This window comes from Peptoniphilus senegalensis JC140, assembly GCF_000321025.1.
GTDB classification, from domain to species: domain Bacteria; phylum Bacillota; class Clostridia; order Tissierellales; family Peptoniphilaceae; genus Peptoniphilus_A; species Peptoniphilus_A senegalensis.
This window is the reverse complement of record NZ_HE610718.1, coordinates 643,048-655,189: the sequence shown is the minus strand read 5'-3', so window position 1 is coordinate 655,189 and position 12,142 is coordinate 643,048. Positions and strand designations below refer to the sequence as shown.

13 protein-coding genes are annotated in these 12,142 nt (G+C 32.3%); 9 read left to right on the top strand and 4 right to left on the bottom strand.

Going from position 1 to position 12,142, the window contains the following annotated elements; all coding sequences use genetic code 11:
* Positions 1 to 12 precede the first annotated feature (12 nt).
* From PTSHG_RS07570 to PTSHG_RS07530, 9 genes are all read left to right on the top strand, one after another.
* Complete coding sequence (locus tag PTSHG_RS07570) at positions 13 to 465, top strand: MarR family winged helix-turn-helix transcriptional regulator (protein ID WP_019108291.1); 453 nt, start codon at positions 13 to 15, stop codon at positions 463 to 465.
* Positions 466 to 525: 60 nt separating this feature from the next.
* Complete coding sequence (locus tag PTSHG_RS07565) at positions 526 to 1,368, top strand: DegV family protein (protein ID WP_019108290.1); 843 nt, start codon at positions 526 to 528, stop codon at positions 1,366 to 1,368.
* Positions 1,369 to 1,488: 120 nt separating this feature from the next.
* Positions 1,489 to 1,638 (top strand): hypothetical protein, encoded by a 150-nt coding sequence (locus tag PTSHG_RS09835; RefSeq protein ID WP_019108289.1) that lies wholly within the window; start codon positions 1,489 to 1,491, stop codon positions 1,636 to 1,638.
* Positions 1,639 to 1,773: 135 nt separating this feature from the next.
* Positions 1,774 to 2,715 (top strand): DUF2232 domain-containing protein, encoded by a 942-nt coding sequence (locus PTSHG_RS07555; RefSeq protein ID WP_019108288.1) that lies wholly within the window; start codon positions 1,774 to 1,776, stop codon positions 2,713 to 2,715.
* Between the two features lie 11 nt (positions 2,716 to 2,726).
* A complete protein-coding gene (locus PTSHG_RS07550; RefSeq protein ID WP_019108287.1) occupies positions 2,727 to 4,724 on the top strand; it encodes a DHH family phosphoesterase in 1,998 nt (665 codons plus the stop codon).
* 1 nt (position 4,725) lies between these two features.
* Positions 4,726 to 5,175 carry a 50S ribosomal protein L9 gene (gene rplI, locus PTSHG_RS07545; protein WP_019108286.1) on the top strand — a complete coding sequence of 150 codons (450 nt, stop codon included), beginning with the start codon at positions 4,726 to 4,728 and terminating at the stop codon, positions 5,173 to 5,175.
* 5 nt (positions 5,176 to 5,180) lie between these two features.
* Positions 5,181 to 6,542, top strand: a complete 1,362-nt coding sequence (dnaB, locus tag PTSHG_RS07540) for a replicative DNA helicase (protein ID WP_187363558.1) — start codon at positions 5,181 to 5,183, stop codon at positions 6,540 to 6,542.
* A gap of 89 nt (positions 6,543 to 6,631) precedes the next feature.
* Positions 6,632 to 7,507 (top strand): undecaprenyl-diphosphate phosphatase, encoded by an 876-nt coding sequence (locus tag PTSHG_RS07535; RefSeq protein ID WP_019108284.1) that lies wholly within the window; start codon positions 6,632 to 6,634, stop codon positions 7,505 to 7,507.
* Positions 7,508 to 7,514: 7 nt separating this feature from the next.
* Positions 7,515 to 8,309, top strand: coding sequence for a carbon-nitrogen hydrolase family protein (locus PTSHG_RS07530; RefSeq protein WP_019108283.1), 795 nt, complete (start codon positions 7,515 to 7,517; stop codon positions 8,307 to 8,309).
* Between the two features lie 70 nt (positions 8,310 to 8,379).
* Here PTSHG_RS07530 and PTSHG_RS07525 read toward each other — a convergent pair whose 3' ends face one another.
* The 4 genes from PTSHG_RS07525 to PTSHG_RS07510 are packed head-to-tail and all read right to left on the bottom strand — an operon-like array spanning position 8,380 to position 11,997.
* Positions 8,380 to 9,663: a TRAP transporter large permease gene (locus PTSHG_RS07525; RefSeq protein ID WP_019108282.1), complete on the bottom strand. Its 1,284-nt coding sequence runs from the start codon at positions 9,661 to 9,663 to the stop codon at positions 8,380 to 8,382.
* On the bottom strand, positions 9,660 to 10,133 hold the full coding sequence (locus PTSHG_RS09380; protein WP_019108281.1) for a TRAP transporter small permease: 474 nt from the start codon (positions 10,131 to 10,133) through the stop codon (positions 9,660 to 9,662). The genes PTSHG_RS07525 and PTSHG_RS09380 overlap by 4 nt, the downstream gene beginning before the upstream one ends.
* Before the next feature lie 14 nt (positions 10,134 to 10,147).
* On the bottom strand, positions 10,148 to 11,143 hold the full coding sequence (locus PTSHG_RS07515) for a TRAP transporter substrate-binding protein (RefSeq protein WP_019108280.1): 996 nt from the start codon (positions 11,141 to 11,143) through the stop codon (positions 10,148 to 10,150).
* 2 nt (positions 11,144 to 11,145) lie between these two features.
* On the bottom strand, positions 11,146 to 11,997 hold the full coding sequence (locus PTSHG_RS07510; protein WP_019108279.1) for a DUF6282 family protein: 852 nt from the start codon (positions 11,995 to 11,997) through the stop codon (positions 11,146 to 11,148).
* Positions 11,998 to 12,142 lie beyond the last annotated feature (145 nt).

The window sequence follows — 12,142 nt, the reverse complement described above, 5'->3', positions numbered from 1 at the left end:
AGTGGGGTGTTTATGCTCGATAGATTTAATTACTTTTCCAATGAAGTCTTTACTATTGTAAAAAACTGGCAAAAGATAGCAAGCCAAGTCATGAGAGATTTTGGTTTAAACTCAAGTCAACTCATCTATATGCTTGCCCTATATGATAACGAAAAGCTTAATTCTAGTGAACTTGTGAAAATAAGCGGTAAAGACAAGTCTGATGTTTCGAGAAACTTAAATCAAATGATAAAATCAGGAATCGTTGAGAAAAAATCAAATAATAAAAACAACTACGGCGGATGCTTCTATCTAACAGAAAAAGGAAGATTTATGGGCTCTCAAATTAGCGAAAAAACAATAAGTTATATGGAGCTTGCCAATAAAAATATTTCAAAGGAAAAGAAAAAAATTTTTTATGAAGTTCTCGATACCCTTTCAGAAAATATTGGAAAATTATTGATAGAAGAAAATAATTGCAAATAATTAATTTGAATAGTTTTTTCAAATTTAGATAAATATTAGTTTTAAATTGCGAGGTAATATATGGCAGTAAAAATAATTGTAGGATCAACTTGTGACATAGAAGAAAATATTAAGAAGGACTTAATTGTAGTGCCCCTTCACGTAACTTTTGGAGATGAAGACTTTTTAGATTCAGTAGATATTACAAAGGACGAATTTTATGAAAGGCTTGAAAAAAAGGAAGAGTTCCCAAAAACAAGTCAACCAACACCTATGGCTTTTATGGAAGCCTACAAAAAAGTTATTGATAATGGCGATGAGGCTGTTGTCATTGTCCTATCAGCAAAATTATCTGGAACTTATCAAAGTGCAAAACTTGCAAGCGAAGGTCTTGAAGATAAAATTTTTATTGTGGACAGCTTAAATGTTTCAAACGCAGAAGGTGCTCTCGTCGAATATGCATTAAGACTTGTAGATGAAGGAAAGTCAGCAAGAGAAATCGCAAATATTTTGGAAGATGCAAAAAAGAAGCTTAGACTTGTTGTTTTAGTAGACACTTTGGAATATCTTGAAAGAGGCGGAAGAATCTCCAAGGCATCTGCTCTTCTAGGCGGAATTTTCTCTGTCAAGGTTCTCCTTTCCATGGAAGATGGTGCAATAGAATCTGTTGGCAAAGCAAAGGGAATAAAAAATGCAAACAACTTATTTATTAGCGAGATAAAAAAACATGGCTCTATTGACTTTTCAATGCCACTTAAACTTGGCTACACAGGAAGAGATAGTGAAAAGATTGAAAAGTATTTGAGAGAGACTAAAGATTTGTGGGAAGACAAGATTTCTTCTCCAGAATTTATACAAATAGGAAGTGTAGTTGGAACTCACACAGGCCCAGGTGCTCTCTTCTTAGCATATTTTAGAAATTAATTGTATTTTATAAAGCTCCTAGATTTAGGAGCTTTTTCTCTATATAATTTTTTCTCATTTTAAGTTATCTTTTTATATGTAAATCCTATAAAATTGCTTTGAGAAATAAAGGAGAATTCTATGAAAGAAAATAAAATAATTATATCTGGCATTACATTTCACTATGAAGATTTAGAAATAACATATGAGGTTATGGAAAATATAAAATACTTTATAAAAGACTTAGAGGAAAGCCAGGATGGAATTTACAATAGTTTCTTTATGTACTAAGATGATGGAAACTTAATTATCTACTAACTTTTAATGCTAGGGTTTACTCTGGCATTTTTATTTTCTACCATATAATATAAAATTTTTACCACAAATTAGATTTCTTTATCAAATTATAATTCTGTGGTAAAATGAATGAAAGAGACTGGAGTTGATTTATTGGAAAAAGAAACTGATTTTAAGGGACTCTTTAGACTTTTTACAAGGTCTATAATCATTTCCATGCTTGGAATGATTTTTCCCTTTTTTTATATTTTATTTCCTTCTATGTATGTAACTGAGTCCATCAAAGAAGGAATTATAAAAGTGATGGCTACATTAATTGCTGTTGTCCTCCTAATTGGTGTCATCTTAGGACCAATGGAGGCAATAATTATTTTTACAATTTTTGGACCCTTTATTTTGATTTTTCACTATATGATTACTACAAATAGAAGTGTTGCAACTACAATTTTCGCAACATCTCTTATATTTTTTACATCAATAATGGTTCTATTATTTGCCTTTGGCATAAATAGTGATGTACTAAATTCAAGAGAAACTATAAATGCAATTACAAGTTTTTATACAAATATTGCTAAGGAAGCTGGCTTTTCTCAAGGTGACTTATCAAATTTTACTCAAAGTGCAGAAATTTATTACAAGAGTTTTCTACAAACTCTTCCTTCTACTTTAATAATAATTTCTCTTGTCACTTCCTATATAACTTACACCACAGCTGGTAGGACTCTACTTTCAAAGGGAAGATTTATAATCCAACCTTCCTCTCTTGAATTTTTAAAATTTCCAAAAGAAATTATTATGCTCTCAATTGCTACTATTGCAGTTTTTACTTTGACTGGAGATTATTTTGGTCCTAGCGGTCAAGTTTTTATGATTAATTTAATGAGTCTAATTTATTTTATGCTCTTTGTAGCGGGCATAAGCGTCCTTAAATTTTTTATGACAAGACTTGGCTTTAAGAGTTTTTTACAGTATCTATTAATTGGTCTTTGCCTTGCAATATCAACACTACAAATATTTGTGATGATAATTGGTGCACTTGACCAAATTGTTAACTTTAGAAAAATTAATTAAGTGGGTATGCTATGAAAGATAAATACAAAATTAGTGATTTTCTCCCCTATCTTATTTTTGGACTTATAGTAGTTATAATCTTAATGATACTAAAACCAATTCTTGGTTTTATTTCAGCTTTAGCTTTGGCTTATGTATTTTATATAACTTATTCTGAGATCAATAATAAGAATGAGGAGACTATTAAACACATTGAAAACTTAAATGAAAAATTTGATTCTTTAACTAAGAAAGCAATTTTTGATATGCCCTTTCCCCTTGTAGTTACTGACGAAAAGGCAAAAATTCTCTGGTATAATACTCCTTTTATTAGTTTATTTGATGAAAAGAGTGTCATCGACAGAGACCTTGAAAATTTAGTTAAGGATATTGACGTCTCAAATATCTTAAATAGAAGTGGAGCTAATACACTTCCCATAGAGATTAACAAGAGATTTTTTAATGTCTACACAAATGTTGTGGACAACAAATCTGAAAAGGGCGATGGCAAATCTGTTTTACTTTACTTTGTAGATGACACTGCCTACAAAAATTTAAAGGACAAATACAAGCTTGAGTATCCAATTATTGCAAAAATTGAAGTGGACAATTTTGATGAGGCAGTAAGCTCTGCTCCATCAGAAATTAGACCTCTTTTAATTGCAGAGATTGACTCAACTATTTCTCAATACTTTGAGGAATATGATGCTCTTGTGAGAAAAGTAGACGAAGATTTATATCTTGTTGTCATGAACTTTAAATCCTTAAATTCTATTAAAGATAAAAGGTTTGACATCTTAGATGACTTGAGAGATTTAAACAAAGGAAACTCAATTCCTATAACTTTATCCATTGGGGTTTCTTCCTTTGGACTAAACTTTAAAGACGCCTATATTGAGTCTGACTCATCGCTTGACCTAGCACTAGGTCGTGGCGGTGACCAAGCTGTTGTAAAGGTAGATGATAATTATGAGTTCTTCGGCGGAAAGTCAAAGGCTGTTGAAAAGAGAAATAAGGTTAAGGCAAGAGTAATTGGCGAAGCCTTAAAGCAACTTATTGAAAGATCCGAAAATGTCTACATCATGGGTCATCAAAATCCAGATATGGATGCTATTGGGGCTGCTATCGGTTGCCTTCGTGCAACTTTAAACAGAAACAAAGAAGGCTTTATCGTTCTTGAAAAGTCCAATCCATCTATTGATAATTTAATTGACAGAATGAAGGAAGAAGAACCCGAACTTTACGAAAAAGTAATTTCAAGAGAAACTGCTCTAAATAAGATAAAGCACTCTTCTCTAATAATTTTGGTGGACAACCACAAGCCTTCCTTTACAGAATGTCCTGAACTTTTAGAAAAGACTGGTCAAATAGTTGTAATAGACCACCACAGACGTGGCAAGGAATTTGTTGAAAATCCAGTTCTGAGTTATGTAGAACCCTATGCCTCTTCAACTTGTGAACTTATAACAGAAATGCTAACTTATATGTCTGATGACTTAAACTTGACTCACTTTGAAGCTGATGCTCTCATGAGTGGAATTGTTGTAGACACAAAAAATTTCTCCTTCCAAACTGGTGTGAGAACTTTTGAAGCTGCTTCAGTTTTAAAAAGAGCTGGTGCCAACATGATAAAAGTTAAGGCGCTATTCCAAGACGATTTAGACACCTTGCTTTACAGAGCAGATGTAATCCACAACACAAAGATTATCCACGACAATATTGCTGTATCTCGTTTTGAAAAAGAGGCAAATAATTCTGTCCTCGTTGCGGCGCAAGCTGCCGATGCCCTACTAGATATAAATGGTATTGATGCATCTTTTGTACTCACAATTAAGGATGGAAAAACTCACATTTCGGGCAGATCTCGTGGAGAAGTTGTTTCAGTTCAACTAATACTTGAAAAAATTGGTGGCGGCGGACACTTAAATATGGCTGGTGCACAACTTGATACTGAAGACTTAGACAAAGCAGAAAAGATTTTAATAGAAGCTATTGAAGAATATTTAGAAGATAATAGAAACGAGGAATAAGATGAAAGTAATTTTATTAAAAGACGACAAAAACTTAGGCACTAAAGGAAGTATAGTTAACGCAAAGACTGGCTATGCTCGTAACTTTTTAATTCCAAGAGGAGTTGCCATTGAAGCTACTCCAGAAAATATGGAGACATGGAAGAAAAATAAAATTGAAGAAGAAAAGTTAGAAAAGGAAAATCGTGCAAAGGCTAATGAAGTTAAGAAAAAAATCGAAGAAATAACTTTAACTATTAAGGCAAAAGCTGGCGAAGGCGGAAGACTTTTTGGTGCAATAACATCACAAGATATTGCAAAAAATTTAAAAAGCGAATACAAAATTGAAGTTGACAAGAAAAAAATTGATTTAGCTGAAAACATTAAAGAAGCTGGAATGAAAAATATCGACATAAAATTATACTCAGACGTGACTGCAACTTTAAAGGTTAATGTTAGACCGGAATCTTGATTGATATGGATGTAAATGGCGAATTAAATCTAAATTCTGTTGAAAATTTAAAAATGCCTCCTCACAGCTTGGAGACAGAGGAATCTGCCCTTGGCTCTATGATGTTATCAAAGGAAGCTATCACTGCATCAATTGAAATTTTAAGGACAGAAGATTTTTATCAAGACGCTCACAGAAAAATTTACGATGCAATCTTAAATATCTATAACAGAAACGAACCTGCTGATGTAATCACAATTGCAGAAGAGCTGAAGAAAACTGACTCATTGGAAGAAGTTGGTGGCATAACTTATCTTGCCGATTTATCTTCTAATGTTACTGCTGTATCAAATATAAGGTCTTACTGCAAAATTATTAAGGAAAAGGGAATCCTCAGAGAATTAATAAATGCCTCTGACAAAATTATTTCTGCTGCCTATTCATCAGATGCAAAGGCAGACCTTATAATTGAACTTGCAGAAAAATCTGTATTCGATATTACGCAAGACTCTACAAAAAATGGTCTTGTAAACATAAAAAATATTGCACTTGAATCCTTTTCTGATTTGGAAAAGAAGGCACAAAATCCTAATGCCTTAACTGGACTTACTACTGGATTTGTGGACCTTGACAGGAAAATTTCTGGTCTACAAAAGTCAGACTTAATTCTTCTTGCAGCAAGGCCTTCTATGGGGAAAACTGCCCTCATGGTAAATATTGCCACTAATGCAGCGCTAAGAGGTGGAGCCTCTGTAGCAGTTTTTTCTCTTGAAATGAGTAAGAACCAACTTTTCCAAAGAATTATTTCATCAAATGCCCATGTAGATTTACAAAAAGTTATTTCTGGTAACTTAAATGAAGAAGAGTGGACAAAAATAATTAATACAATGCCTATTGTCTCAAATTTAAAAATGGAAATTGATGATACAGCTGGAATCTCGCCTCTTGAATTAAAGGCAAAGTGCAGAAGAATGAAATTGGAAAAAGGGCTTGACTTAATAGTAATAGACTATCTCCAACTTATGCAAATGAGCTCTAGAGCTGAATCAAGACAACAAGAAATTTCTGCCATCTCAAGAAATTTAAAGGCAATAGCCAAGGAACTTGAAGTGCCAGTTATTGCACTTTCTCAACTTTCTCGTGCACCAGAGCTAAGAACTGACCACAGACCAATCTTGTCAGATCTTCGTGAATCCGGTGCAATTGAACAAGACGCTGACATAGTAATGTTTTTATACAGAGATGAATATTACACAAAGGAAGAATCAGAAAAGCCAAATATTGGCGAAGTTATTATTGCAAAACATAGAAACGGACCTACGGGAACAGTTGAGTTGATGTTTAAGAAAGAATTCACAAAATTTTTGAATTTACAAAGAAGTGAATAAAATTTTTAAGGCTCTTGTCTTTATGGCGAGAGCCTTTTATTTTTTTTGCCACAAATGTTATAATATCTTTGATAAATTTGGAGGTAAATATGATTTTAGATTTAATAAAAGTAATTTTTCTTGGAATAATTGAGGGACTTACAGAGTTTCTTCCAATTTCTTCTACAGGACATTTAATTATAGCTAACACTTTTCTAAAGCTTGAGCCACAAGCTTTTTCCAACGCCTTTAATGTAATTATTCAGCTTGGTGCAATACTAGCTGTTGTTTATTTATATTTTTACGATGTAAATCCAATTGCAAAAGGCAAAATTGTGCCAGTAATTGGCGAAGAAAATTATGAAAGTTTAAGTTTTAAAGAAAAATTTAAGTACCGAGATATGGAAACTATGAGACTAATTGCAAAGATAATCGTAGGATTTCTTCCCGCAGCTTTCTTTGGATTTTTGCTAGATGACTTTATCGACGCTCACTTCTTTAATACTACTACAGTTTCTATTACACTGATTTTTTATGGCCTAGTAATTATTTTCATGGAAAAAAATAATAAAAATAAAGTTTTTAAATATGAAAATTTAGACGAGATAACATTAAAAACAGCCTTTTTAATTGGATTTTTCCAATGCCTTGCCATGGTGCCAGGAACATCTCGCTCTGCTGCAACAATTATCGGTGCAATGTTACTTGGCTGTTCAAGGACAAGCTCTGCAAAATTTTCTTTCTATCTTGCAGTCCCAACTATGCTTGGTGCAACTGCCCTTAAAATTTTTAAAATTGGCTTTTCCTTTACAGCTTGGCAATGGTTTTTGATTTTATTTGGTGGTGTGATTTCGTATATCGTTGCATTAATAGTAATAAAAAAATTCCTTGGCTATGTTCGTGAACATGACTTTATTCCCTTTGGTTATTACAGAATAATCCTTGGACTTGTAGTTCTATGCCTTGGCTTTTTTAACATGATTTGAGGTAAAAATGAAAGATTTTAATGTAGGAATAATTCAGTTGCCAGCCACTGGCGATAAAAATAAAAACTTAAAGACAATGGAAGAATATGTGTCTCGTGCAAAAAAGGAAGGTGCTGATGTAGTTTGTCTTCCAGAAATGTGGAACTGCCCCTACCAAAATTCTTATTTCACAAAATTTGCAGAAGAAGATTTTGGCGAGACTTACAAAAAAATGAGCCAAGTTGCAAAAGAAAATGGCGTCTACTTAATTGGCGGCTCAATACCAATTAAGTCTGGCGATAAAATTTACAATCGCTCCTATGTCTTTGACAAAAGTGGCAATGAAATTTACAGATATTCAAAAATAAATCTCTTTGACATTGAAGACTACAAGGAGTCTGACACAATTTCCGCTGGCAAATCTCTTGGCGTTTTCGAAACAGAATACGGAATCTTTGGTCTCGCAATTTGTTTTGACCTCCGATTTCCTGAACTCTTCCAAAGTTTTCGTGATTTTGGTGCAGAGGTTATCTTTGTGCCATCAACTTTTATGAAAAAGACTGGAGAAAGACACTTCCACTTATTAAACCAAGCTAGAGCTGTTGACACACAATGCTATATAGTCTCCCCTGCAATAGCAAGAGACCATGAACTTTCAAAAAACGCTTACGCTCACTCACTATGTGTAGCACCAGGTGGAGAAATTGAAGTAGACCTTGGCGAAGAAAAAAATCTTGCCATAGTTAAATTAGAAAACGAAAAAATAAAAAGAGAAAGAGAAAAACTTCCCCTAGAAGTCTCAAGACGAAATAGAAAATTTTAAAATTTTTTACAGATAAAAGCCTCTAAGTTATATAACTTGGAGGCTTTTTCCATTGATAATTTTTTAAATTTTAAAGTCCCAACATATTTGGTACAAATGTAATTATATTTGGAACAAAAGCAAATAATAGTACTGATACTAGTTCAATTATTAAGAAAGGTATTACACCCTTAACTATATCGTTGAACTTTAATCCTGTTATTGATTGTGCTGTAAACAAATTATATCCAAAAGGTGGAGTAACATATCCTATTACCAAATTAATTACAAATATCATTCCTAAGTGAAGTGGATCTATACCAAGTTCTATACCAAAAGGAACTAGTACTGGTGCTAATATGATTATTGCTGCTACTGTATCCATCAAAGCTCCAACAAAGAACAATAATATCATTAAAACAATTAAATAAGAATATTTAGTAGTTATAAATGACCCTAAGGCATTAGTTACCATATCTCCAAAATTATTAACTGACATAATCCAAGATAATAGATTTGCAGCACCCATTATTATTCCAACCATTGCAGCTGTTTCCATAGCTTTAAGTAATGCATCCGATAGATCTTTTACTTGTATTTCACGATATATAAAAAATCCAAGTAATAGGGCATAAACAACTCCCACTGCAGCAGCTTCCGTTGGGGTAAACACACCTGAGTATATCCCTCCTAATATTATAATCGGTAACAATAACGCACCTAATGCTGACCATGTACTCTTTAACAATCTTTTAAAGCTGAATTTTTCTCTATTTTTTAATATTTCTGGTTTATTTTTTGTGAGAATAAAATTAACGAATATTAGTAATAGCATCATAACTATTCCTGGAATAATACCAGCAATAAACATTTTAGGAATAGATAATCCCATAGTAACTCCATAGATAATCATAGGGATACTAGGTGGAATTATAGGTCCCAAAGCTCCACCTGCCGCAACCATGCCTGCTGCTGTTTTTTTATCATATCCAGTATTCGTTAATGATGGTATCATTATTGAACCAATAGCTGCTACAGTTGCTGGACCAGATCCAGTTAAAGCAGCAAAAATAGCACAAGATACAATTGTTACTACTCCTAAACCTCCAGGCACCCATCCCATTAATGAATCTGCCCAGTCTATCATTCTCTTAGAAATCCCTCCTCTATCCATTAATTCCCCCACTAATACAAAAAGAGGAATGGCTAATAACGGGAAAGAATCTAGCCCTGTTGTCATCCTTTGACTAACTAACAAAAGTGGTTTTATTCCTGTCGCTATTAAAAACATACTTCCTGATCCTAAGATTGACAAATATACTGGAAGTCCAATAAAAATCAAAGCAAACATTACAATAAACATTATACCTATCATTTGATCACCTCATTATTTTTTGAAGAACACATATCATACACACAATAAAAAATTAACAATGCTCCAAATATAGGTGCTGCGCCATAAACAAAGCTCATGCTAATTCTAAGTGCAGGACTTAATTGAGTTCTAACTGCCCATGCAACTCTAGTTCCATAAAGCAAAAGTATCAGGCCTATTAATATGGATAGTACATTAACAATTTTTCTTAATATAACTTGATTTTTAGCACTTAGGTTATCCGTTATTACACTTACTGTCGCATTACTTTTATTCTTAGTACATAAAATTGCTCCAAGCATATTAGCCCAAATAAAAGTATATCTAGCCAATTCTTCTGTCCAAGATAAAGAAGAGTTTAGAACAAATCTAGTAAAAACTTGAAGAACGCAAGATGCTACTAAAACACTAAAAACAATTACTATTGCAAACTTTAAAATTTTTGTTACAATATTGTATGCTTTTTCCATAAATTTCTCCTTTCTTAGAAATTAAGTTCTTTTCTTAATTCATCTAAATATTCTTTACCTATTCCTTCAGCTCTCTTGTCATAAAAATCTTTAAAAGCTTTTTGAAAAGCTTCTTTATCGACATCTCGAACAATTGTCATGCCTTTTTCTTCCATCTCATCAAGCATATTAGGTTCTAAGCTTGCATTATTTTTTCTTGTAGCTTCTCCTGCTTCAATTGCAGCTTCTTTTAGAATCTTTTGTTCTTTTGAATCTAATTTATCATAAACACTTTTTGAAACACATAGAATCAAAGGAGAATAAAAATGTCCTGTCATATTTAAGTCTTTTGCAATATCAGCAAAACCATTTGTATAAATTACACTAACTGGTATATCTAAACCGTCTATAGTTCCCTGTTGCAAACCAGTTATTGTTTCTGACCATGCCATAGGCACTGCGTTCGTACCAAGTTCTTGATAGGTTGCTATATAAGTATCTGTTTCCATACATCTTATCTTCAATCCATGAAAGTCTTCAGGTTTCTTTACTTCATTTTTTAAAGTTACTAAATGTCTAAATCCTCCTTCGCCATAAGCAAGACCTTCTATACCATACTCTTCATATCCTTTTAATATTTCATTTCCAAGTTTCCCACTTAAAACTTTAGCTGCTTCCTTTCCATCTTTGAAAATAAAAGGTAAATCAAAAAGTCCCGCTTGAGGTATGTAACCACTTATATAAGCATTTGTCATTATAGCCATATCAGTTGTTCCTATTTGCATTCCTGTAAACATTTCTCCTTCTTGACCCAATTGTCCAGATCCTTTTATGTCTATTACTATACTTCCATTTGTTTTTTCTTTTACAATGTCAGAAAAAGTTTTTGCAAAAATATAGTATGGATCATTTTCAACTGGTGCAGTTGTAAATCCAATTTGAAAAACTTTTTTTCCATCATCTCTTTTCGAACACCCTACTAAGATAAAAAAACATATTAGTACTAAAGATATTTTTATTATTCTTTTCATTTTCATACTCCTTCCACTATAATTTTCGGCGTTATTTTTAATATCTTTTCAATATTTCTACCGTCAACTCCTTTTTCAATAAGAAATTCTATACAATCTACCAAAGATTCAAATGGTGGCTTTTTTGTGTAATATCCTCTGTCTGTAGTAATAAATGTATTGTTAAAATCCAATTTATTCATTACCTTTAAAAATTCATCTGAACTACAATCTCCATCATCCAAATTTGCCCATACCTTTTCTATAAAAACTCCTTTTTTACCCAAGTCAATTTGAATGTCCATAGGTATTTTAGTTCTGCTCCAGTCAGGATGAGTTAAAATGACTTTTACATTTTTTCTAATGGCATAATCACATACTTTTAAGCTCTCTTCTAGGCTAATGTGTCCTGTAGCTAAAGTTGCATCATATTTTTTAACAACTTCTACAACTTCTTTGAAGCTTTTAATAAGTTTCCCTTTATCATCAATAACAGATATTCCTTCTCTGTTAAAAAAATCACCTTTCATATTTCCGTATCTAAGTGAATTCTCTGCATCTCTAGTTGGCAACCATACAATTTTCGCTCCCATTTTAAGTGCACTTTCACAAGCATATGGATTAATTCCACCAACTGTACTATTTAAAACAACTCCTCCATAGGCTTTTGTAAAAAAATTAAAATGTGTATTTATTAACTCAGCTCTTCCACTTGTTGCTTCATAATGATTTTTAATTAAAACTCCTGCCATTTTATATGTACTTGCTTTCTTAATTAAATCAATATCATCAATTGTTCTTTTAACATGAGAAGGTGCTGAATGAATATGTAAATCAAATGAACCTTCAATAAATTCTTTTATTGAGTTTTTCATACAAATTCAAACCTCCTTATCTAACACTAACTTTAGCAATCCTTTTTATAAAAATAAAACAAGTATATTTTTAAAATTAACAATATTTAACTTGTTTTGTTATGCTTTATATTGATATAATGATACTAGATGATTAAATTTTTTA

Excerpts from the sequence above, each read along its gene's own strand:
- PTSHG_RS07570 (WP_019108291.1), top strand. The coding sequence starts at position 13 with ATGCTCGATAGATTTAATTACTTTTCCAATGAAGTCTTTACTATTGTA.
- PTSHG_RS07565 (WP_019108290.1), top strand. The coding sequence starts at position 526 with ATGGCAGTAAAAATAATTGTAGGATCAACTTGTGACATAGAAGAAAAT.
- PTSHG_RS09835 (WP_019108289.1), top strand. The coding sequence starts at position 1,489 with ATGAAAGAAAATAAAATAATTATATCTGGCATTACATTTCACTATGAA.
- PTSHG_RS07555 (WP_019108288.1), top strand. The coding sequence starts at position 1,774 with ATGAAAGAGACTGGAGTTGATTTATTGGAAAAAGAAACTGATTTTAAG.
- PTSHG_RS07550 (WP_019108287.1), top strand. The coding sequence starts at position 2,727 with ATGAAAGATAAATACAAAATTAGTGATTTTCTCCCCTATCTTATTTTT.
- rplI (WP_019108286.1), top strand. The coding sequence starts at position 4,726 with ATGAAAGTAATTTTATTAAAAGACGACAAAAACTTAGGCACTAAAGGA.
- dnaB (WP_187363558.1), top strand. The coding sequence starts at position 5,181 with ATGGATGTAAATGGCGAATTAAATCTAAATTCTGTTGAAAATTTAAAA.
- PTSHG_RS07535 (WP_019108284.1), top strand. The coding sequence starts at position 6,632 with ATGATTTTAGATTTAATAAAAGTAATTTTTCTTGGAATAATTGAGGGA.
- PTSHG_RS07530 (WP_019108283.1), top strand. The coding sequence starts at position 7,515 with ATGAAAGATTTTAATGTAGGAATAATTCAGTTGCCAGCCACTGGCGAT.
- PTSHG_RS07525 (WP_019108282.1), bottom strand. The coding sequence starts at position 9,663 with ATGATAGGTATAATGTTTATTGTAATGTTTGCTTTGATTTTTATTGGA.
- PTSHG_RS09380 (WP_019108281.1), bottom strand. The coding sequence starts at position 10,133 with ATGGAAAAAGCATACAATATTGTAACAAAAATTTTAAAGTTTGCAATA.
- PTSHG_RS07515 (WP_019108280.1), bottom strand. The coding sequence starts at position 11,143 with ATGAAAAGAATAATAAAAATATCTTTAGTACTAATATGTTTTTTTATC.
- PTSHG_RS07510 (WP_019108279.1), bottom strand. The coding sequence starts at position 11,997 with ATGAAAAACTCAATAAAAGAATTTATTGAAGGTTCATTTGATTTACAT.